Source organism: Vibrio sp. CUB2, assembly GCF_001557945.1.
Lineage (GTDB): Bacteria > Pseudomonadota > Gammaproteobacteria > Enterobacterales > Vibrionaceae > Vibrio > Vibrio owensii.
The window spans coordinates 123,684-147,230 of record NZ_LNRB01000003.1; the positions used below are offsets into that span (position 1 = coordinate 123,684).

Annotated in this window: 16 protein-coding genes; 10 read left to right on the forward strand and 6 right to left on the reverse strand. The window is 47.2% G+C overall.

The features are described 5' to 3' along the window. Entirely contained in the window at window positions 1-3,162 is a 3,162-nt protein-coding gene (locus tag ATB78_RS05385) for an efflux RND transporter permease subunit (protein WP_009707045.1), read from the forward strand. Between the two features lie 470 nt (window positions 3,163-3,632). After that, complete coding sequence (locus ATB78_RS05390) at window positions 3,633-4,085, forward strand: MarR family transcriptional regulator (protein ID WP_061008031.1); 453 nt, start codon at window positions 3,633-3,635, stop codon at window positions 4,083-4,085. 28 nt (window positions 4,086-4,113) lie between these two features. Here the strand turns inward: ATB78_RS05390 and ATB78_RS05395 are convergent, their stop codons facing one another. Next, complete coding sequence (locus ATB78_RS05395; protein WP_061008032.1) at window positions 4,114-4,860, reverse strand: FCD domain-containing protein; 747 nt, start codon at window positions 4,858-4,860, stop codon at window positions 4,114-4,116. Window positions 4,861-5,394: 534 nt separating this feature from the next. Here ATB78_RS05395 and ATB78_RS05400 point away from each other — a divergent pair. From ATB78_RS05400 to ATB78_RS05410, 3 genes are all read left to right on the forward strand, one after another. Then, on the forward strand, window positions 5,395-6,642 hold the full coding sequence (locus tag ATB78_RS05400; protein ID WP_061008033.1) for a M20 family metallo-hydrolase: 1,248 nt from the start codon (window positions 5,395-5,397) through the stop codon (window positions 6,640-6,642). Window positions 6,643-6,775: 133 nt separating this feature from the next. Beyond that, window positions 6,776-8,167 carry a TIGR00366 family protein gene (locus tag ATB78_RS05405; RefSeq protein WP_005437061.1) on the forward strand — a complete coding sequence of 464 codons (1,392 nt, stop codon included), beginning with the start codon at window positions 6,776-6,778 and terminating at the stop codon, window positions 8,165-8,167. A 21-nt stretch (window positions 8,168-8,188) separates the two neighbouring features. Further along, the gene (locus ATB78_RS05410) at window positions 8,189-8,890 is read left to right on the forward strand and encodes a DUF1028 domain-containing protein (protein WP_061008034.1); all 702 of its coding nucleotides are present in this window, start codon (window positions 8,189-8,191) and stop codon (window positions 8,888-8,890) included. A gap of 88 nt (window positions 8,891-8,978) precedes the next feature. On the opposite strand, the gene ATB78_RS05415 is transcribed toward ATB78_RS05410, so the two are convergent. Next, window positions 8,979-11,123 carry a TonB-dependent receptor gene (locus tag ATB78_RS05415; RefSeq protein ID WP_039987915.1) on the reverse strand — a complete coding sequence of 715 codons (2,145 nt, stop codon included), beginning with the start codon at window positions 11,121-11,123 and terminating at the stop codon, window positions 8,979-8,981. 141 nt (window positions 11,124-11,264) lie between these two features. On the opposite strand from ATB78_RS05415, the gene ATB78_RS05420 reads away from it, so the two are divergent. From ATB78_RS05420 to ATB78_RS05440, 5 genes are read left to right on the forward strand one after another with little or no spacing between them, the layout of a single operon-like run. Further along, on the forward strand, window positions 11,265-12,224 hold the full coding sequence (locus tag ATB78_RS05420) for an ABC transporter substrate-binding protein (protein WP_061008035.1): 960 nt from the start codon (window positions 11,265-11,267) through the stop codon (window positions 12,222-12,224). Further along, window positions 12,208-13,191 (forward strand): iron ABC transporter permease, encoded by a 984-nt coding sequence (locus tag ATB78_RS05425; RefSeq protein ID WP_061008036.1) that lies wholly within the window; start codon window positions 12,208-12,210, stop codon window positions 13,189-13,191. The genes ATB78_RS05420 and ATB78_RS05425 overlap by 17 nt, the downstream gene beginning before the upstream one ends. Beyond that, entirely contained in the window at window positions 13,191-14,153 is a 963-nt protein-coding gene (locus tag ATB78_RS05430) for an iron ABC transporter permease (protein WP_061008037.1), read from the forward strand. Before ATB78_RS05425 ends, ATB78_RS05430 begins: the two co-directional genes overlap by 1 nt. Beyond that, window positions 14,153-14,956 carry an ABC transporter ATP-binding protein gene (locus tag ATB78_RS05435; RefSeq protein WP_009705685.1) on the forward strand — a complete coding sequence of 268 codons (804 nt, stop codon included), beginning with the start codon at window positions 14,153-14,155 and terminating at the stop codon, window positions 14,954-14,956. Before ATB78_RS05430 ends, ATB78_RS05435 begins: the two co-directional genes overlap by 1 nt. Beyond that, window positions 14,956-15,816 carry a (2Fe-2S)-binding protein gene (locus ATB78_RS05440; protein WP_061008038.1) on the forward strand — a complete coding sequence of 287 codons (861 nt, stop codon included), beginning with the start codon at window positions 14,956-14,958 and terminating at the stop codon, window positions 15,814-15,816. Before ATB78_RS05435 ends, ATB78_RS05440 begins: the two co-directional genes overlap by 1 nt. Window positions 15,817-15,882: 66 nt before the next feature. Here ATB78_RS05440 and ATB78_RS05445 read toward each other — a convergent pair whose 3' ends face one another. From ATB78_RS05445 to ATB78_RS05460, 4 genes are all read right to left on the reverse strand, one after another. After that, a complete protein-coding gene (locus ATB78_RS05445; RefSeq protein WP_020195677.1) occupies window positions 15,883-16,839 on the reverse strand; it encodes an AEC family transporter in 957 nt (318 codons plus the stop codon). Window positions 16,840-17,018: 179 nt separating this feature from the next. Next, entirely contained in the window at window positions 17,019-18,635 is a 1,617-nt protein-coding gene (locus ATB78_RS05450) for a polysaccharide lyase 6 family protein (RefSeq protein ID WP_061008039.1), read from the reverse strand. Window positions 18,636-18,693: 58 nt separating this feature from the next. Further along, on the reverse strand, window positions 18,694-20,481 hold the full coding sequence (locus ATB78_RS05455) for a transporter (protein WP_061008040.1): 1,788 nt from the start codon (window positions 20,479-20,481) through the stop codon (window positions 18,694-18,696). A gap of 414 nt (window positions 20,482-20,895) precedes the next feature. Continuing rightward, window positions 20,896-22,677: a transporter gene (locus ATB78_RS05460; protein WP_005437088.1), complete on the reverse strand. Its 1,782-nt coding sequence runs from the start codon at window positions 22,675-22,677 to the stop codon at window positions 20,896-20,898. Between the last annotated feature and the right edge of the window lie 870 nt (window positions 22,678-23,547).

A 23,547-nucleotide genomic window follows, 5' to 3' on the forward strand; every position in this document is an offset into this window, starting at 1 on the left:
ATGGCACGATTCTTTATCGATCGTCCGGTATTTGCTTGGGTACTTGCGATTCTGACTATGTTGGCGGGCGTAATGTCCCTGTTCAACTTGCCGGTTTCTCAATACCCGACGATTTCACCGACCACGATCTCAATCAATGCCCGTTACCCTGGTGCTTCTGCGAAAACCGTAGAAGACTCAGTGACTCAGGTTATCGAGCAAAACATGACGGGTCTGGACTACCTACGCTACCTAAACTCAAGCAGTGATGCGTTTGGTAACGCAACCATTACGCTGACGTTTGATAGCGAAGCGGATCCAGATATCGCGCAAGTTCAGGTGCAGAACAAGCTGCAATTGGCAATGACGTCACTTCCGATGGAAGTACAAAGCCAAGGTATCATCGTAAACAAATCCAACACCTCATTCTTAATGGTTGTGGCGGTTTACTCTGAAGACCCTGAATTCACAGAAAACGACATCGGTGACTTTGTTGTTACCAATATTCAAGATCCAATCAGCCGTGTAACGGGTGTAGGTCAAGTGCAAGCGTTTGGTTCTCAATACGCAATGCGCGTTTGGCTAGACCCGTTCAAACTTACTCAGTTCAACCTAACAGCAATCGACGTTGCGAACGCGATTCGTGAACAGAACGCACAGGTTTCTTCTGGTCAGTTAGGCGCAGCACCTGCTCAGTCTGGTCAGTTGCTTAACGCGACGATTTCTTCAGCAAGTCGTTTAACCAGTGTGGCTGAATTTAGAAACATCATTCTGAAATCAGAAGCGAACGGTTCGAACGTTTACCTGAAAGACGTGGCGCGTGTTGAGCGCGGTGCAGAAAGCTACGACATCAAAGGTCAGTACAACGGCTTCCCTGCGGCAGGTCTTGGTATCTCGCTTGGTACTGGTGCGAACGCGCTAGAAACGGCAGAAGCAGTAAAAGAACGCCTTGGTCAGCTAAGTGCGACTTTCCCAGACGGTTTGAAGATCGCTTACCCGTTTGAGACAACGCCATTCGTTGATGCGTCGATCAAAGAAGTAATCAAGACACTGCTTGAAGCGATCGTGTTGGTATTCTTGATCATGTACCTGTTCTTGCAGAACTTCCGTGCGACGATCATCCCAACGATTGCGGTTCCGGTGGTATTGCTGGGTACGTTTGCGATCCTTTACGCGACAGGCTTTAGTGTTAACACCTTAACCATGTTTGCGATGGTTCTGGCAATCGGCTTGCTGGTGGACGATGCGATCGTTGTGGTTGAGAACGTGGAACGTGTAATGCACGAAGACGGTCTCGATCCAAAAGAAGCAACGAAGAAGTCAATGGGGCAGATCACTGGCGCACTAGTGGGTGTTGGTCTGACGCTGTCTGCGGTATTCGTACCGATGGCGTTCATGTCTGGCTCAACCGGTGTTATCTATCGTCAGTTCTCTATCACCATCGTGGCGGCGATGACGCTATCGGTATTGGTGGCGATCATTCTTACTCCGGCACTTTGTGCGAGCTTGCTGAAAAAAGGCGATGCAGAATTTTCGGATAAGAAAGGCTTCTTTGGCTGGTTCAACCGTAAGTTTGATGCGGCAACGGCGGGCTACGAAGCGGGCGTAGCGAAAATGCTAAAACGCACTGGTCGTATGCTGTTGGTATTCGCGGCAATGAGTGCGGGTGCAGGTTGGTTGTTCATGAACCTACCAACATCGTTCCTACCGGATGAAGACCAAGGTACGGTGTTCTCAATGGCAATTTTGCCACCGAACTCGACTCAAGAGCAGACTGAAAAGACACTAGAGAAAGTCCGTAACTACTTCCTAGAAGAAGAGAAAGACAACGTTGCGTCAGTGTTCTCGGTAGCGGGCTTCAGCTTCGCGGGTCAAGGTCAGAACATGGGTATGGCGTTTATCGGTCTGAAAGATTGGTCAGAACGTGAAGCACCGGGTTCAGATGCGGCTTCGCTGACAGGTCGTGCGATGGGTTACTTCTCAACGATTAAAGAAGCAATGGTGTTTGCGTTTGCACCACCAGCGATTCAAGAGTTGGGTAACGCGACCGGTTTCGACTTTTACCTACAAGACTCAACCGGTAACGGTCATGAAGCATTGGTAGCGGCTCAATACCAAATCCTAGGTATGGCAGCACAGAACCCGAAACTGGTAGGCGTGCGCCCTAACGGTCAGGCAGATGCGCCGATGTACCAAGTTCATATCGACCACGTAAAATTGCGTGCGCTTGATGTGAGCATCAACGATGTAAACCAAATCCTAGCTTCGGCATGGGGTGGTGCGTACATCAACGATTACATCGACCGCGGACGCGTGAAAAAGGTAATGGTACAGAGTGACGCAGAGCACCGCATGCAGCCGAAAGATTTCGACTCATGGTACGTGCGTAACTCACAAGGTGAAATGGTGCCATTCTCGGCATTCGCAACGGGTGAGTGGACTTACGGTTCTCCGCTATTGCAACGCTTTAACGGTCTACCAGCGATGAACATCCAAGGTGGCGCGGCTCCGGGCGTAAGTACTGGTGAAGCGATGGCAGAAATTGAAGCCATGGTAGAAAAACTGCCTCCTGGCTTTACGGTGAACTGGAACGGCATCTCTTACGAGGAACGTCTATCAGGTAACCAAGCGCCAATGCTTTACGCGCTGTCGATTCTGGTTGTCTTCCTTGTACTAGCTGCACTTTATGAGAGCTGGTCAGTACCATTCGCGGTTGTACTTGTCGTGCCTCTAGGTGTGCTAGGTGCGGTACTTGCGGTCATGACTCGCGGCATGGATAACGACGTATTCTTCCAAGTAAGCCTGTTGACCACTGTTGGTTTGGCAACGAAGAACGCGATTCTTATTGTGGAATTCGCCAAGGAATACTATGAGAAAGGCGCGGGCTTGATTGAAGCAACGCTGCACGCGGTACGTGTTCGTCTTCGTCCTATCATCATGACCTCGCTTGCTTTTGGTCTTGGTGTAGTGCCGCTAGCGATCAGTGCGGGCGTAGGCTCAGCAGGTCAGAACGCGGTAGGTACGGGCGTACTTGGCGGTATGGTAAGTGCGACCTTGCTTGGTATCTTCTTCGTGCCTGTGTTCTTCGTTGTGGTTGAGCGTTTGTTCGACCGCCGCGCAAGAAAAGAAGCACAAAAAGAGCAAGTGGAATCTACTTCACAGCCAACGGCAAGCCAAGAGTAGGACTTAACGCTAAAGACTAAGTTATACTATTGCTAATAAGTACAAGAAAAGGGCGCTTCGGCGTCCTTTATTTTTGGATTCAATTGGATAGTTTGGGTTTGATGTTTAATTTTTTACATCATTCTGAACAGCGAGGGACGAGCGTGATTCAGAATCTGCTCACCGAGTGCTGTAACTTGGTGTGAAACATTGAGTGAGAGCGTGTGGCAGTTAGATTCCTGATCTCGCTTAGGCTCGTCGGAATGACCGAGATTTGAGTGTTGAAAGAGATCCCCAACTCGCTCGTCCCTCGCTCTTGAGGATGACGGACGTAGGGTTTCTGAGGCTCATCAGAATGCTCGGAATATTGAATTGAGCATGTCACTCAACAACGCGTCATTCCCGAAAACGACGAAGGAGCGTAGTCGGGAATCTCTTGTAAACGCAGTACTATCCAAATGAAAACAAAGCCGAAAGTAGAATAGGCAAGTATGAAAGATCAGAAGATTTCTCCGATATCCGTGTTGGATCAAAGCCCGATGTTTGTGTGCAGCGTGATGAACCGAACCTTCCGCAATCGTGCTCAAGCAGAGCTATCGCGTCAGGACTTAATGACGTTGGAAATGGCGAGTGCGTTGGCGGCGTTAGAAGAGTTTCAACCGATGAGTCAGCAAGAGTTGGCGGATGCGGTTCTAACGGAGCGAAGCGTCGCAAAACGTATGGTGGATAACTTAGAGAAACGAGGCTTTGTTAAAGTTTCTAAGAGCGAAACCAATCAGAGATTAAAGATTCTGACACTCACTAAAGACGGGGTAGAAGCGGTACGCAAAGTGCACCGCATCATGACTAACCTTAAACAAGATTTCTTTTCTTGTTTGACGGAAGAAGAGTCCGACGAATTCTTCCGTTTGGTGCGTAAAATGACCTTAGCCAATCACGCTTAATTCTGTATTTCAAACGATGGCGAGCCAATTAGCTTTCTGTGAGGAAACGGTTCGCCACTTCAGCTTCTTGCTTCTTCATCAATTGATGCGCGGTCAGCATGTGTTGTTCCATTACTTGCTTGGCTTTTGGCGCGTCACCTTTACGCAATGCTTCCACCAGTGAACGTTGGCTTTGCACGCCCGTTTGCCACAGCTTGTGGTTCCCCGGTTCATACAGTTTACGGTAAATCGTTAGCTCGGTAAGCATCTGCGCAGTAAAGCGAACCACAAACTTCAGCAGCTCATTGCCAGAGTAACTGGCTAAGAGGCTGTGAAACTCAATCGATGCAATGTGGTGTTCGCGCTCTTGATATACGTCTTCTGGTGGTGTTTGGTACTTATCGATTTGCTTATCGAGCGTGACAAGCTGTGCCTCTGTTAATGTGCCTGCCAAAGAGGCAGCGATTTCTGGTTCAAGTGACAAGCGGATTTGGTACAGGTCAGAAATCGAAACATCTTTGAAGAACAGGTAGTTGCTTAGCAGTGCCTGAGCTTTGTTCTCGCTCATTTCGCTAACAAACACACCGCCTTTTGGCCCCGTCTTGGTCGAGAGAATGCCTTGTGCTTCAAGGATTCGCATGCTTTCTCGCACCGTGCTTTTGGAAGCATCAAAGGTTTCCATGACTTCGATTTCACTCGGCAGACGATCGCCGGGCTGCAAAGCTTGATCGACGATCCAAGTTTTGATCGATTCGGCCAGTTGTTGAGTTCTACGTCCTTTCGCGCTGCTTGCCACATTTTCCTCGCTGGGTTATCTCGCGGTAACTAGGGTCTGTTGATCTTTCGTGGTTAAATTTTGTTCGAGATAAAATCGTTTTAGGCGAGGCAAGGAGTGTGCCGCCTAGTCATTCTAAGCAAATACTCCTTAACAAAGCATAAAACGATTTTAACCGAACCCTTTGGGCAGCGTTTGTTGGCCATTTCTACTTCGTTATCGACTTCTCATGTAGGCTAACTACACATCAAAGTCTCTGCCTTGTATAAACACCCAACAACTCGCTGCAAAAATCAGCACGAAAGGTTAACAGACCCTATTAAATTTTGAAGGAAATTCAAAGGATGTCACCTGTTTTCTGCCTTTCATTTTCTGAAAAACGAACACGGTTTTAGTTATGAAACCATCCGATTATCGATCGAATCGCACTCACAAAAAAGTCTATTTATCATGATAAATGTCTTTCATTTGATATTTATCATGATAAATGTCTTTCATTTGATATTTATCATGATAAATTAAAAATGAACATGGTTAGAAATAGAGCGATTCAAGATGGAAAAATTTGTAGAAACGGCCAGTCTAGCGTGGGAATGGTTGGAAGATATTGCTCGATGCAGCCAAACCAATGATCCAGATAGCGAAGGCGTGACACGTTTGTGTGCCAGTGAAGAGCACGCGAGAGCAAACGAAAAGCTACGCGAGTGGATGTTGTTGTCTGGCATGGAAGTGCGCATGGATAACGCGGCTAACCTTATTGGTCGTTACCACAGCCCGAACCCAAATGCGCAGACGCTGATCTTTGGTTCCCACCAAGATACCGTGCCAAATGGTGGCAAGTACGATGGTATTTTAGGTGTCATCCTACCTATCGCTTTGGTTCATTATTTCCATCAGCATAAATTTGAATTTCCTTTCCATATCGATGTGATTGCCTTCAGTGATGAAGAAGGCACACGATTCCAATCGACATTACTTGGCTCAAAAGCCATTGCCGGAACGTTTGACCCGAGCGTTTTGGATGCACGCGATGCTTACGGTATTACGATGCGTGAAGCACTGACTTCATTCGGTTGCCATCCAGAACTTATTGCGCAAGATGCTTACGACAAAGACAAGGTGTTGGGCTTTGTGGAACTCCACATTGAGCAAGGCCCGCAACTTGAGCAAGCGAATTTGCCTGTGGGTGTGGTTACGGCCATCACCGGTATCGAGCGCCATACTTTGTCGGTTATAGGGAAAGCTGGTCACGCGGGTACAGTGCCAATGGACATGCGCCAAGATGCGCTAGTTGGGGCTGCGCAGGTCATTCATATGTTCGACCAACTGTGTAAACGTGAAGATGACCTTGTGGGTGTGGTGGGCAAAATTGCCAACTTCCCGAATGGTGTGAATGTGATTCCTCAGCAAACGGACATCACTATTGAACTGCGCTCGCCAAATGATGCTTCTCGTATTGCCGCACGACAAGAAATGCTGGCAAACATCGAAACCTTAATGACGCAGTACAACCTTGCGTATCGCCACGAACAGACTTACGAGCAAGCGGCTGTCACTTGTTCTGATTCGCTTTCCTCGGCACTGACTCAGGCGATCTCGCTATCCAATATTGAAGCTAAGCACTTATTTAGTGGTGCAGGGCATGATGGTCTTGCGGTGTGTGAATTAACGGACATTGCGATGTTGTTTATGCGTTGCACGGATGGGGTTAGCCACCATCCAGATGAAGCGATTCTACAAAAAGATCTGATGGCCGCAGTCGAAGTGCTGAACCATTTCTGCATGCTGATGAAGCATCAATAACACGCGAATAAAACAAGAGAGGGTGGGGATTCATCCTCTTTTTTACTTTTAAAACCAAGTGTTGGTTTTTGCTTGCAAACGTGATTGCTCAAACGAGTGAGCTTTCATTCCTATACTAAGGAGAGATTTTGTTATGGATATGACAAAGAAGATGGAGACGACAGAGAAAAAGGCTTGGTACAAAAGCATGCCGGACCCGATGGTCCTGATCTTTATGATTTTAGTGGCGACTTACCTACTGACCTTTGTTGTGCCGGCGGGGGAATTCTCACGCGTTGTTGTCGATGGCCGAACCACGGTTGTACCGAACTCATTTGCCTATCTGAATGACGTTCCAGCGGTGCATTTCTTTGATATTTTTGTCGCGATTCCGAAAGGTTTGATCAGTGCGGCGCCTTACTTGTTCATCGTATTTATTGCAGGTGGTTTGTTCCACATCTTGCAACGCACCGGAGCATTAGAGAACGCAATTGGTGTGGCGGTAAACAAAGCGGGTGTGAAGAACCGTAATCTGATCATCACCATCGGCACCTTTATCTACGGTTTCTTTGGCGTGGCGGTAGGCTTTGAGAACAACATCGCGCTTGTTCCGGTTGCGGTTCTGATTTCTGCGGCGGTTGGTTACTCCAGCCTTGTCGGTACGGTAATGGCGGTGGGCGGTATCGGTGTGGGCTTTGCTCTGTCACCAATCAACCCTTATACCGTCGGTGTGGCTCAAGGTATTGCAGAGCTGCCAACTTTCTCGGGCGCTTGGCTGCGTGCGGCGATGGTGATTTCCTCTCTTGCACTGCTGTCATACTACATCTGTACTCGTGTAGCGAAGATGGAGTTTAAAGAGCCAGATTCAGCAGAAGGCTTAAGCAAAGATTTATCGGAATACCACCTAGAGAAGAAAGACAAACTGACGCTGGGCGTATTCCTAGCCGGTCTTGGCGTGATGCTCTATGGCGTATTTGCCAATGGCTGGTACATCAACGAGATCGCAGGCTTGTTCTTATTGATGGCGATTGTGATCGGCGCAGTCAACGGCTTAAGCGCCAATGGCATTGTTAAGCAAATGATGGAAGGTGCATCGGGTGTAACCGCAGGCGCATTGGTGATTGGTGTTGCGGCATCGATTCAAATCATACTCGACCAAGCGCAAATCATCGATACCATCGTTAACGCGCTAAGCTCACTGATTCAAGATATGCCGATTGCTATCTCTGCGATTGTTGCGAGTGTGGTGCAAGGTGTGATTAACCTATTCGTACCATCGGGTTCTGGTCAGGCAATGGTGACCATGCCAATCCTAATTCCTGTAGCTGACCTTACTGGCATGAGCCGTCAGCTGATGATCACCGCATTCCAAGTGGGTGACGGTCTGACCAACCTTATCGTACCGACTTCTGGTGGTACGCTAGCGATGTTGGCACTTGGTCGCGTGTCTTATGAGCAGTGGCTCAAAGCTATCATGCCATTCATGGCGTTCGTTTATGTTCTATGTTGGGTAGCCTTGTTTGTTGGACAAATGGTTGGTTACTAACGCCTTTTATATTGAGAATCTATGACGATTTCACTTATCCACGTTAACCCAGAAACAGGGTTATCGGCTTCCATTACAGCGACTGGCGGCGTTGCCGTCGGTGGCTACGTAAACCACAGTTGGCGTGGGATTGGCGCGTGTGCCACCCAAGGCTTGTTTACCAATCCTTGGTATGCCGACAACGCTAAGCGATGGTTATCCCAAGGGCTTTGTTGCCATGATGTGGTTGAGCGTTTGAAAGAGGGCGATGCTGAATTTGCTAAGCGCCAATGCATGGTAATGGATAAACATGGCCACGCGGCGTTTATCAATGGTGAAGAGAACATCGCGCACGTGGGCTCTCTTGCTTTTCAAGATCTCGCCGTTGCTGGCAACATGTTAGAAAGTGATGCGGTTATTGAAGCATTTGCGGATTCATTTATGGCTCAGACAATGCTGAATGCCGATCAAGTGAGAGCAGGGGACAAACCTCAATATCATGAGAACTACGAAGTAAGGTTAGCGGAGGTGCTCATAACTGCACTAGAAGCCGCGTTGGAAGCAGGCGGCGATAAGCGCGGTACGTATTCGGCTTCGCTTCGTATTGAAAGCTACACGCAAGCACCGATTGATATTCGTGTTGATTGGTCTGATGACAGCTTGATTGAAGACATGAGAAAGGTACTGAGCCGCGTACAAGCACCGAGCTTCCAAGAGTTTCTCAACGGATTGCCGAATCAATAGTTTTTCTGAGATTTGTTCAGAGACAAAAACAAAAAAGCCGAACAGCGTATCACTGTTCGGCTTTTTCATATCTTAACGAGGTGAGGGATTAGTACTTCACTTCGTAGTTTAAGTGGAAGCGGCGACCCGGTGCGTTGTAGTAACGTGAGTTGTTACGCTCTGATTGCGCGTACGCCGTCATGTAGTCTTCGTTGAATAGGTTTTCTACAGCGAAGCTTAACGTACCGAACGGAAGATCGTAGTCCACACCAGCGTTTGCAACGAAGTAGCTGTCTACTGCGTATTTCGCGCCAGAAGTGATTTCATCTTCTTTATCACGGTTGCCTGAGTAAACCAGCGTCATGTTGTAGCGACCGAATTCGTAAGCGTCGTAACTGATAACAGACGTTACTTTCAATGGTGCGATACGCGTGCCGTCTAGTGGTTCCCAACCGCTGTCTTCGTTAAGTTTACGCTCACCTTCTTGCCAAGAGATCGTGCTGTCTGTACGAAGGTTAGCAAGAATGCTGTAACCAAGCGTTGCTTCCGCACCCCAAACTTTTTCTGGTGCACGAGTACTTTCTAGCGCATCGCCGGCTTCGTTTACGTTCAGCGTCGAACCTAGGTCAGATTCGCTGTAGAACGCTGCAAGAGAGTAGTCCGCTTCACCAAGGAAGCCGCGCACACCCACTTCGTAGTTGTCAGTAGTAATTGGCTTGATAGCACCTTCAACTGTTGAGCTGTTACCAGAACGAATGTCACGTAGTGCTTCGTTCGTTGACATACCTTGCGCGAAAGATGCAAACAGCTGGTGGTTGTCGGTCAGATCGTGTGTCACACCAATGTTGAATAGGAACTCGTCAAAGTACGGATCACCGCCTTGAACTTGATCACCTGCATTGTTGTGCGTGTTACCTACCGTGAAATCATCCACGCTTAGACGTACGTACTCGTAACGGATACCGTAAGAAAGAACCGTGTTATCGCTTACGTCAGTGATGAACTGTGCGAATGGTGCGATAGCAAACTGCTCTACATCCGGTGTGTTGTTGTAGAAACCGACGCTGTTTGGCTGTTTGAACGACTGTTGTTCAACGTCCATACCCCAAGTCACGAATGCCCAATCAATTTGGCTAGAGATGTTGGCTTTCACGCCGAAACGATCAAAATCTGTCTCGTTGTGGCCGTATAGCGTTTGACCAAAGGTTGGAGAATTTGGGTTCTTGTCTTTCATCGCAAGCGTGAACGTCTCAGTGTCCTGTGCCATCCAGTAACCCGTTACGTCTAGCATACCTAGGCTAAAGCCCAGATCTTGGTAACGAGCTTGGTAGTTAGCGAACGTACGTGTCACGTCATTTGGTTTTGCGCCATCTTTGCCTGCAACGCCGTTGTTGTAACCTGGGCCACAGTGAACCGCTTCTGCAGGTTTGCCGTTGGCCGCGTCGCCATTCGCTGCACACCAGCCGTCGTTGTCAGTGATGTTACGAACGCCAACAGTCAAAGTCAGTGAACGATCTTCGTCGATGTTACGGTTCCAAACGCCGTTTACGTTTAGGTTGTCCATGTCATCTTCGTTATTTACCGAAGGTAGGCGGTCACCATTAGCATCGTAGCTGCCGCCACGTTGCTCGTAACCCAAACCTAAACGCCATTGATCTTTCTCATCACCGCCTGTCGCTTCTTGGTACACGTTCCAAGTGAACGCATCGCTACCAAACTCTTGGAAGCTTGTGCCAACTTTAGTGCGGTATTCTACTGCGCCTTCTTCTGGCATTTTGGTGATCACGTTGATGATACCGCCCTGTGCGCCAAGGCCGTATACCGCAGAACCACCACGGATAACTTCGATACGCTCTACGTTTTGTGGATCAATAGCCGACAACTCTTGGCCGAAGTCTAGGAAGCTGTTGTTTTGTGCAACGCCGTCAATCAATAGTAGAACGCGACGACCACGGATTTGGTTTTGACCTTTGCTGCTCAGGTTACCGTGAACAGAAGTACCCATACCCGGAACCAACGTTGAAAGCACATCGTTGATGCTGCGGCTTTGGTTTAACTGAGATTGAAGTTGTTCTTGGTCGATAACGGTCACAGAGCGAGGAACGTCGTTAAGCAGCTGTTGAGAACGGCTTGCGGTAACGACCATTGTTTCCATTGCTTGGACTTCGTCGTTACTTTCTGCTGAAACACCGAAAGATGAAAGAGTAATTGCACTTACCACTGCAATATTTAGCTTAGATAGTTTGAGTTTCATAACTTCCTGCAACTAAAGTTGTATTTTATAAACTGGTTAATAAATCGATTTAGCTAGCGATTATTGAGCACTTCGTAATTGCGTGGTAGTCTAGCACGCAAAGAAGTAATGTAAATATCAATAATTATCATTTGTCATTTAATGAGCAATTTTACTGCAGTCGTTATCATTTCAATAATTAGCCAGATTCTGTCTATTCAGCTTGCTTATGCAAGTGGATTAAACGCATCAGTTGTCGATGATCTAGACCATACGATATCGACATCGAATGTGACCCGTTTTCCGCGTGTTGCAAGCGTATCTACTTTTGGTGCAGAGCTAGTAATGGCAATGGGTGAGAAGCCTGTTGGTGTATCCGATTATCCTGGTGGATTTCCTCCTTATCTCTCTGCTTTAAATGACGTGCCAAGTCTTGGTAATCGTTCAAGAACCAGCTTTGAAGCTTTGTACGATGTTAAGCCAGATTTGGTCGTTGGTTTGGGGCGAATGTTAGAGCCTTACTATCAGCGCTTCGTCGAAATCGCACCGCCTCTCGGTTTTGATTTGATTACTTTAGAAGACAGTTTTTCTGCGGTAGAGCGTGCAAGCATGGCAATGGGGCGAGAAGAGCAAGGGAAATCACTAAACATGTGTTTTCAGGCTTTTCTTGATGAAATGCAATCAAATCTCGGTAATAGACAGTTTTCTGGTTTATTTCTGACAAGTGCTGGCGTCACTCCGCGAGCATACTACTCACACTTTATGTCCGTCGCTCTTATGGAAAAATTGAATATCCGAAGTGCGAATGGTGACTCGCCGTACGCGACGAAAACGCCTTTTTCTGGGCAAGTGGGTCTTGAGTGGTTGGTGAAACTCGATCCCGATGTGATTTTCATGTACCAGAACGCCGAGCCACAATTTACCGAATCGAAAATTTGGCAAAGCCTAAAAGCGGTGAAGAACAATCGAGTTTACTTGGTTGATATGACATGGCGAGAGCCAGAAGGGCCGCTTTCACGAATTTGGGTTGCGATGGATATCGCCCACAAAGTGTATCCCGATCTTTTCCCTGCGCCTTCTGTTGAACGAGTTTATGAGGTGATCAATGGCTCATGCTCTTAGGATAACCAAACCAAGTGCGGTGATGGTTCGCTGTTTGGCGACGGCTTTGTTTGTAGCTGTGGTTTATGCGTCTTTGTCGAGTGGCATTTACTATTTTGATGCCCAGCAGATCATGGCGTTTTTGATTTCTGATTCAAGCAGCCAAGCATCTTTAGTGTTTTGGGAACTACGTTTACCTCGCACCTTAATCGCACTCTTTGGTGGGGCGGCGTTGGCGGTATCTGGCTCGCTCATGCAAGACATCGTTCGTAACCCATTGGCATCTCCAAATCTGACCGGTGTGATGTCTGGCGCAGCGCTTAGCGTGTTGACGGCGACCATGTTTTTGCTGCCATTGCCAACTTTGTTTTGGGGGGTAGTGGGTGGTTTGCTTGGCGGTGCCATTACCTTATCCATCAGTTGGAAACAGGGCGTCACACCAGCGCGTTTGGCGTTAGCTGGCATTTCTGTAAGTGCGTTTTGCCAAGCTGCGGTGACCTACATTCTGCTGTCGGATCGCGTAGACAGTGAGTCACTGTTTTTCTGGTTAACGGGCAGTAACGCGGGCGCGAATTGGTCGGTGTTTACGCCGCTTATCTACACCGTCATTCCAGCGTTTATCTTGCTTGCGGTGACACATCGACAGCGTGGTTACTTACTGCTGGATGACACGGTTGCTCGTGGTTTAGGTATCGCGATCAACCGTTATAGATTGGCGTTTGGCTTTGTCTCTGTCGTGCTTACTGCGGTTGCGGTTGGTGCATTTGGCCCTGTTGGTTTTGTTGGCCTTGTCGCTCCTCATCTAGCTCGCATGATGGGGTTGGGACTTGGCGGTGCAGCTGTGATTGGTGCGGCACTCGTTACTGCAGCGGATCTCCTTTCTCGAACCCTGCTTATGCCGTTGGAAATTCCTATTGGCGTTATTACCGCGACATTAGGTGCGCCTTGGTTTCTTATGTTGATTGTTCGTAAGCTGAGAGGGAATTAATGAAAACACGTTTCCTATTCCCTTGCTTGGCTTTGCTGGTGTTCGCTCCTGCACTGTTTATCGCCTCTAACTCAGAGCTTAGACAAGCAGGCGAGCTGTTTATTGCTCATGGTACTTACCACCCATTTTGGTCGCTAACTTTACCAAGATTTTTGCTGGCGATAATGGCGGGGATGATGCTGGCAGTATCAGGCTTATTGCTGCAAACCACCCTTAAAAACCCGTTGGCAGACAGCGGTATTTTAGGTGTGAACGCTGGTGCTTCTCTTGGTGCTGTTTGTGCGATTTTGTTGCCCGCTTGGTTTAATTGGAATATCACCACAGAAAGCGCGTTGCTGCTGTTTTCAATGGCGGGTGGTTTGCTCAGTGCGATTCCTGTTTTGATCGTTAGCCGAATCGGAAATACCAGTCTAACTCTACTCACAGGTGTAGCGATCACGGCGATTCTTGGCGCATTGAGTTCGGCGCTGATCTTCACTATTGGTCAGGGTAAAACCGACATCGCATTGCAATGGATGGCGGGTGGTATGTATGGCCGAGGTTGGGAGCAAGTAAGTTATCTTCTGCCTTGGTTCTTGGCCTGTTTAGCCTTTATCGCTTTGGTGTATTTGCCATTGAAATGGGTACGCTACGATGACGCAATTCTGCGTGGTATTGGTATCAACGGTGCTCTGCTGCGTTTAGGGATTTTATTAGGCACAGTTTTTATTACTGCGCCTGCCGTCTCAGCTGTTGGGCCAATTGGTTTTGTGGGATTGGTGATCCCGCACATTGCACGTTTGCTCAGTGCGAATGATCCTTTGCGAACCATGTTCACGACTTTGATTTTCGGCGCTGGTTTCCTCGCTCTTTCAGATGTTTTAGCCAAACACTTGTTGTTCCCAACCGAAATTCCAGCGGGCGTGATTACCGCACTGCTTGGTGTGCCATTTTTCCTCTTCTTGTTAAGGAAACACTCATAATGACCCTATCTTCAAAAGGGCTTGAAGGGCAATCGCTCACTTCAGGCTACAACGATACGATGATCTTGAACGATGTGAACATCCGTCTTCAAGAAGGTAAGGTAACGGCGTTCATTGGCCCAAACGGGTGTGGGAAAAGTACGCTGATGAAGACCTTAACCGGTGCGATAAAAGCGAAAAAAGGCGACGTGACTTTTAAAGGTAAAGCGCTTAACCAATGGAAGCTTAAAGATCTCGCTAAGCACATTGCGATTCTGCCTCAACATCCTACGGCGCCAGAAGGTGTCTTGGTCGAGCAGCTTGTTGCGCTTGGTCGTGTTGCTCATCGCAAGTGGTATCAGGGCAATAGTGAACGTGACCAAGAAGTGATTACTGAGTCACTTGCTTCTGTCGGGTTGGCTGGTTACGAAAAGCGGGTAGTGAGTACGTTGTCGGGTGGTGAGCGTCAGCGCGTTTGGCTGGCGATGTGTTTGGCGCAAGAAGCTCAGTGGTTATTGCTGGATGAACCAACCAGTTATCTCGATTTAGGTCACCAACTCGAGCTACTCGAAGTACTCGATAAGTTGAACAAGGAACGCAACTTAACCATCGTTTATGTTCTCCATGAACTCAGCCAAGCTGCGCAGTTCTGCGATGAACTGGTATTAATGAAAAAAGGCCAGATCTTAAAACAGGGAGCGCCTTTGGATGTGCTCACTGAATCGACCCTTGAATCGGTGTTTAAAGTGGAAGGAAAAATGGAAGTCATTGATGGCTACGTTTACTGTTTACCAAAAGCTTATGTTCGTGAGGAAGTGCGTTAATGGAAAACCTGTTTAATCAGTTTCGTACTTTGGTGGCTTTGCCTGAGAATGTTAAAACGCTGAGTATCAGCGATCAGCAAGCCATCTTGAATCGACACGAACCTTTCTTCCGCTTACGTTTTGTTGAACAGCCGAAAGGCACTAAAGCCAGTGAATGGTTTGAGCGTGAGTTTCCTGCCGTTGTGCAAGATTACGCAAACTCTATTGAGGCAAAGCTGCCATTTGCCGTGCCTATCTGGCAGAAAGTGTTCAACGCAATTTTGCTCACGTCGCTTGTAGGTCACCGTGTAGTGTTTGATCGTGTGTTGCAGTTAACACTTGATGATCTGTATCTCACCATTGGTGAAGACCATCGTGTCGCAAGCATTGAGGTGTCGAATGCGACGCCTTTCTTTGCTCTTGAGGCTGGCAACGAAAACGCAATGCAAGTGGAATCGGAACTGGCCTTAGATGAGAAACTCGCACAAGTCATTACGACGCTCTCGGAGCCATTGGTGCCGTTGTACAAAAAGCAGAAAGTCAGCCCGAAAGTGTTTTGGGGTAATGCCTTGTACGCGTGCGATTTGGCGTTTTCTAAACTTGCGTATCAGCCATTAGCCAATGACACGTTAGATCTGGATGTGCAAGCGGCATCAAAGTGGCAGCAAAACCTATTTAACGCGGTAACACCAAAAGGTGGTGAGTTAAACGCGGTAAAAAAGGTGACCTTTAATGGTTTTCAAAAGCTCTATGTGAGAAGAGAAACGTGCTGTCTGAAATACAAAATTGAAGGCAAAGAGAAGTGCTCAACTTGTAACTTGCACGATTCAGAAATCCAAGAAAATATCATGCGTAACAAGCTGCTTAGTGCTATCGCATAGGTTTGCCTGCATTGCTTGTTGATATCCTTTCCCTCATCGGCGATTTTCCAATTGAGAATCGCTGTTCTAAATCAAGCCATACGCTTTTAAAATCACAATCCCTACGGTACAAGTCACTGTTGAAAGCACGGTCGTTAAAGCAATGATGTTCGCTGCTAAGACGGAGTTTCCTCCCATCGAGCGGGCCATCACATAGCTTGCTGCCGCAACGGGAGAGGCGTTCATAAAGAACAGAATGCCAAGCTCAATCCCTCTAAAGCCAACTAAATACGCACCTGTGGTAATCACGATAGGGGCAACGATCAGTTTGTAGCTGCTAGCAAACCAAGACGGTCCTTTCTCTTTCTTCATCAAACTTAAATCAAGTGAGCCACCAGTACACAGCAGAGCAAGGGGAAGCGTCATCTTCGATAGATAGTTACCGGCATCAATCGCCACATCCGGAACCGGAATCGACAAAAGGTAAAACACCATGCCAGAGACAATCGCGATGATCAGCGGGTTGCGCGTTAAGGTTCTCACCATCATTTTGGCGGCTTGAGAGCCAGACGTTGCGCCTTTTGGAGACAAACAAATCACCGCTTGCACGTTATAGATAAAGGTGGTCACCGCAACATAAAGCGCAGCCAGAGCGACACCTTGTGAACCATAAGCATTCGCCACATACGCAATGCCGATGATGCCCGTATTGGCGCGAAAGCCACCTTGGATTAAAACGCCTTGGTCGGGTGATGATTTGAAGAACAGTTTGACGGAGATAAAAGTGAAGATGAAAAACGCGATGCTGGCAACAATGCCGTAATTGACGAAGCCGCTAGCCGCAGAGAAATCATGCTCGGAGACGACGATACTCAAGAACAACATCGCAGGTAGCGTGACCTGAAACACCAGTTTAGAACCGACTTCGATAAAGTTGTCGTTGATAAGCCCAATGCGTTTGAAGATAACGCCCAAGACCAACATTAAGCAGATGGGGCCAGTGATCGACAACGAGAATTGCAACTGATGTAAAACAGCATCCATGAGTGTATCCGCAGCAAAAGAAAAGAGTTTTATAATTGTCATACAATTAAACCACAACTCAATCTTGGGAGACAGTAGGGTGGTGAAATTTTCTTCAGTTATTGTGGGGTTACTGGTGAAAGGAGAGGAAAACCAGTCTGGCTTGTATCACCAGACTGGAAGCAAACTCTAAAGCAGAATTACTTTTGAGCGTTTGAAAGGAGGTAATCAGGCCCTGCTGTTTCCGCCGTTACTACAGACAGCTTGCTCGTATCTGCACCAACGCCTTGGTATTGAGTAAAGCCTTTCACTTGTTCGCTTTTTGGTAGCTCTACCGAGTAAGAAGCAATTTGTTCTGCGTTAGTCACCGTGCCGACGTAAACTTCGTTGTTGTAGGTAGGATTCACCAACGGCAACTCTTCTGTCGCGCGTACGCTGACGAATTGCTCTTGCTGGTGGTTATCAACCACGTTGCTGTCAAAGTGAACATCCACGCCAGCGAAAATGTTCTTCACTTCACTGTTGTTGAACAGGCTAACACGGTGCGTTTGGTTGCCGTAGACAATGCCCCATTCCGTATCTACAAGGGTGTTGTTACGAATGGTGATGTTCTTTGGTGTCCATTGTTTGTTGAGCTCTTTGCCTTTTACTGCTTGGTCAAGCTTTTCGCCGTTTGCTACATCAATGATGCCGGTATTGATCACGATGCCGCCGCGCAGATCTGCATTGCCTTCAATCTTGCCATCACGACCTCGCGTGCCAGTGATGTAGTTGTTCTCAATCACGTGGTCTTCATCGTAAATACGCATACCGCCAGTCAGCAGTTTTTCGTTACCTAGAATCACGTTGTCTTTCACCACGTTCGCTTTACCGTGACGAAGAGAAATCAGAGAGGCACTTTCAAAGATGGTGTTGCCAGATATTTCATTGCCGCCTGACTTAATCGAAATCAGCTCACGCTCACCATCCATATCAATCATCAGGTTGTTGGTGAACTTAGAATTTGATGCCCATTGAGACGATTTAGAGTCACCAATTCGAATCGCTTCCCAGCTGTTGCCGTTGTAGCGAATCGCTTCTTTGATGTCGAATTCATTGAATTGGTTTGGTTTTTGGTCCAAGAAAATGTTGTTAGCAATAAGGTGGTTATCTGGTGTGTCGTCTTTTTGTACGCCAATTAACGTGCCGCGCTTTTGCTTACCTTCAAAACGGTTATTGATCACTTTGCCATCTTTACCCCAAAGTGAAACCCACAAGTATTTCGGGTATTCAGAGCGACGTTCGTCCGGTTGGTATTCGTAAGCGTGGTTGAAGTAGTAGAACGTAGAGTTTTGCAAAGTGTTGTTGTTACCCATCATACGCACGCCGCCGAAACGTTCAGCAGGGCCGCCTTCGGTAAATACCAAACCGTCGACAGTGATGTTGTTACCTTCAAGGCGAAGCTGAGCCAAACCCGTTAGCCAAACGCTGCCAGGTTGCTCCGCCTTGATGGTAATGTCGTTGGCTTTCACCGTGACGATATCAAGATCCGCGTATTTACCCGCAGGAATCGTAATTGTTGTACCGTCTTCGGCATTCTCCATCTGTTGTTTCAATGCTTGCACAGCGTCTGCTGATTGCGCCTCAAGTGCGCTGCCATCCACTGTGTTTAAGCGATCCGTAGCAAGCAAGTAATCGCGAGTGATGTCATTCACTGCGGTTTCAACAACAGCGGGAGCCGCAGCTTCCGTCGTTTGAGAAGGTGAAGTGTTACAACCTACTAGGGTTAGGGCAGAAATGGACGCGGCAACCACGCCAGCAAGCATTGTTTTTTTCATAATGTATCTCTTTGTAGAAGCACAAAAAGCGGTTGAATACTCAACCGCTTGTTTCTCGTTATGAGTTCTCCGTTATCGGAGTCCCCTCAGAAGCGCGCTCTGCGTTGCCATCGACTGCTCTCATCAGCGCCACGCCGACGCCAAGAACAATCACACCACAGAACACGAAAATCATGCGTCCCCAGAATGGGTTAGGCAGTAAGAACATCACCATCACACCCACACCAGACACGGCAATCAACGAACCCAACATTTGGCGTTGTTTGTTATCCAGTTTTTTCTGTTCCGTTGAGTCAGAAACCAACGGTGTTGCTAAGTTATTGAAGAAGCGGTCAACGTCTTGTTGGCGTTTCTCTTCAAGCGGTTTGTAGAACAGTGTCGACAGAGCAAAGAAGCCTGCGGTAAACACCAAGTGACCAATCAAACCAACCGCAACTTTTAGATCTGACCATTCACGACCTGTTAGAGGCTGAAGATCAAACCAGTTTTGAATCATTTCCGGTGTGATGACAAAACCAACCGTGTAAGACACGATGCCACCTACCACCAATGTGCCCCAGCCAGCCCAGTCCGGTGTTCTCTTGATAAAGAAGCCACAGAACGCAGGAATCGTCATTGGGAAACCAATCAACGCGCCAACGTACATCATGGTGTCGAACAGGCTCAGACCTTTTAGCGAGTTGATGAACAGAGCAATCAATATGATCGCGATGCCGAAGAAGGTAGAGGTGATTTTCGATACGATCATCAGCTCTTTTTCTGTCGCATTCGGGCGCAGAATCGGCAAGTAGAAGTTCATCACGAAGATGCCTGAGTTACGGTTCAAACCTGAGTCCATTGACGACATCGTCGCTGCAAACATCGCTGAAATCAGTAGACCAACCATGCCCGCTGGCATGTATTGCTCAACAAAGTACAAGTAAGCAAAATCACCCGCTTTAGAGCCCGCTTCTGGGTAATGCGCTGATAGGTCAACACCTTGGCTTGCAATGAACCAAGAAGGGGTAAACCAAATCAATACGCCCACTGTCATTAGTACACACGCAAGTAGCGCAGCTTTTTTCGCATTCTTAGAGTCTTTTGCCGCTAGGTAACGGTGACAGTTCAACATGTTGTTGTTGATAGAGAACTGCTTTAAGAAAATGAACACTGCCCAGATACCAAAAATACTGAGGTAGTTCAGGTTGTTACCGGTTACGAAAGACCCGTTTTCTTGAACAGGGAAGTTCGCAATGATTTCTGTAATACCGCCGCCTTTTACTACCGCAACCACAGCACACGTTACCGTTACTGCCATGATGATGACCATCTGCATAAAGTCAGATGCGATAACCGCCCAAGAGCCGCCCGTTACGGACATCATCAGCACCACTAAACCCGTGATCCAAATGGTGGTTGTCATATCGAAGCCGAAAATGCCCGATGCGATGATCGCCAAACCATTCAACCAGATACCCGCAGAAATCACGCTGCTTGGCATGCCAGACCAAGTGAATACTTGCTCGTTAAAGCGACCAAAGCGCATGCGAATCGCATCAATCGGCGTGATAACGCGCAGCTGACGGAATTTCGGTGCGAAGTACAGGTAGTTCATCAAGTAACCGAACGCATTAGCTAAGAAGATAGTCGCTACAGCGAAGCCATCGGTGTACGCTTTACCGGCCGCACCAGTAAATGTCCAAGCACTGAACTGGGTCATAAACGCCGTTGCGCCTACCATCCACCACAGCATGTTGCCGCCCCCGCGGAAGTAGTCACTGGTGGTGCTTGTAAATGTTCTAAACATCCAGCCTATCGCAATGAGGAATAGGAAATAGATGCCAACAATCAGGGTATTGAGTTCCATTTTTCGACCTTCTCATAGTCATTGATTTCTGCCAGATATATTATCCGTTCGATTATTTATTTGTACTACAATAATTCAATTGTGTGATGAGGTGATTAATACTGGAAATCTGCTTGACCCAGTACATTCTTCTGCTTCTATCCACACGAATTGATGGTTGCGAACTTAAAATCGATTATTCAATAACTTATGATGAGTTTTGTCAGTATGGAATCCCGTTGATTACATTCGCTTATCGTTTCAACAAGAAACTTTGGTTATACATTTTGCTTATTTTGTATGATTATTTCTTTGTTAAATTCGCTGGTTATTTAATGTCTCAACCGCAACGGACTTAACAAAAAAGTAAACAAATAGACCTGAGTGATAAGGGAAGAATGAAGCGGCTGTGTACAACCGCTTCATAAAGTAGATTTAGCTTTCGGTTACCGCTTGTTGGGTTTGAGTACCGTTGTCGTCAACCGCTTTAACAAGTAGTAGACCAACGCCACCAACAATGGCACCACACAAGATGAAGACTAAGCGTCCCCACATTGGGTTTGGCAGTAGAGCCATCAGCATTACGCCTACACCAGCGACTGCGATGAGTTTGCCAAGCATTTGACGTTGCTTGTTATCAAGAACTTTCTGTTCTGCAGATTCAGCAACAAGTGGTGTTGATAGGTTGTCGAAGAACTTATCTACGTCTGCTTGACGTTTCTCACTTAGAGGCTTGTAGAACAGCGTTGATAGAACGAAGAAGCCACCCGTTAGCGTAATGTGGCCAACTAGACCAATCGCGACTTTAACGTCTGACCATTCACGGCCAGTAAGCTGTTCAAGACCGAATGCTGAAGAAACCATGTCAGCAGTGATAACGAAACCAACAACGTAAGAGACAAGACCACCGACAATCAGCGTACCCCAACCAGCCCAGTCTGGCGTTTTCTTAATAAAGAAGCCTAGGAATGCAGGGATGGTCATTGGGAAGCCGATCAAGGCACCAACGTACATCATGGTGTCGAACAGGCTAAGGCCTTTTAGTGAGTTGATAAACTGCGCAACCAGGATGATGGCAATACCAAATACCGTTGAGGTAATTTTCGATACCGTTACCAGCTCTTTCTCTGATGCTTGGCCACGGCGAATCACTGGTTCGTAGAAGTTCTTAACGAAGATACCAGAGTTGCGGTTTAGACCTGAGTCCATTGAAGACATGGTCGCGGCAAACATTGCTGCTACGAGAAGGCCAACCATACCCGCTGGCATGTACTCTTGTACGAAGTAAAGGTAAGCGAAGTCGCCTGCTTTGCTGCCTGCATCTGGGTAAGCCGCTGATAGGTCTACGCCTTGACCCGCAATGTACCAAGAAGGCATGAACCAAATGAATACACCGCCTAGCATTAGAACACATGCTAGCAATGCCGCTTTCTTCGCGTTTTTCGAGTCTTTTGCTGCAAGGTAGCGGTAAGAGTTCAACATGTTGTTAGTAATAGAGAACTGCTTAACAAAGATGAAGAACGCCCAAATGCTAAAGATGCTTAGGTAGTTCAGGTTGTTACCAGAGACGAAAGAGCCGCCCTCTGCGACAGGGAAGTTACTGATGACTTCAGTAATGCCGCCGCCTTGAACGATCGCAACAACTGCACAAGTTACCGTTACCGCCATGATGATCACCATCTGCATGAAGTCAGACGCGATAACTGCCCAAGAGCCACCCGTTACTGACATCATCAGTACCACCAAACCGGTAATCCAGATGGTTGCTGTCATATCAAAGCCGAAAATACCAGAAGCGATGATCGCCAGTGCGTTCAACCAAACACCAGCAGATACCACACTGTTTGGCATGGAAGACCAAGTAAAGACTTGTTCGTTCGTGGTGCCGAAACGCATACGAATCGCTTCAATTACCGTTACTACACGTAGCTGACGGAACTTTGGTGCGAAATACGCAAAGTTCATGAAGTAACCGAATGCGTTTGCTAGGAAGATAACCGCAACCGCGAAACCATCGTTATAAGCTTTACCAGCAGCACCAGTAAACGTCCATGCAGAGAACTGCGTCATGAAGGCCGTTGCACCAACCATCCACCAAAGCATGTTGCCGCCGCCTCGGAAATAGTCACTAGTCGTATTGGTAAACGTTCTGAACATCCAACCTATTGCAATTAAGAATAGAAAGTAGATGCCTACAATAAGGGTATTGAGTTCCATCTTTAGACCTTTTGATCGTTATTTAATGTCTTGAGGCAATACTAACTATCAGTTTGCTTATTTGTAGTACAATAACTCAAAAGCGTGACGAATGATCCGGAATGGGTCATTTCAATAATCATACAAGTGATCGTGATCGGATATTGACATTGCACTCAAAAGGGGAAGGGTGCACCAAGTCAATATCACGACAAGTTATCAATGACTTTGACGTGCACTCGATTGGTTCAATAGCGTTTATAGCCTTAGTTAATAAGGTTTATAACGGCGTAAGAAGGTGTGAAGTATTGTCAGATTTGTATGACTATTGAAGATAAAAAAACGCCCACGACATGCCTGTAATGCGTGGGCGAAAAACGGTATTGATACCGTCTGAGCCAAGGGCTCTGTTGGATTGCAATAGAACAGTGAAACGAGGTTCTGGATGTAGCTGAAAGATACTCGAGGGGTATATCTCTCATCGCTGCTAAGCACGTTACGCTGTAAGATCTTCGACAATCATTGCAAAGTTCAACAAAGCTAGGCTCTGTAAAGTGTTGTTATGATATGGGAGCAACTATACCAATCGACACAAGTCATCATCCTCGTCTGATCGATCTCGGTGCTTTTCTTATGCCGATTGGTATTAAACATTTCCCACTTAAGTAACTACTCCTAAAGACTCAATTAGTCATAACCAATTAAGCGTTTTCCTTGGCTTGCTACCTATTGATAGCGAAACCAAGCTGTTGATTTGTCTCTATAAGTGTCTGTTACAAAAGACAAACTGCTACAGCCATTTAAGTCCAATGAGAACCACAACTGTTGGAAGCAACAACAAGCTGCTTAGAACCATCAAGACTTGAGCAACAGCGAGTAGGGATGACAAAA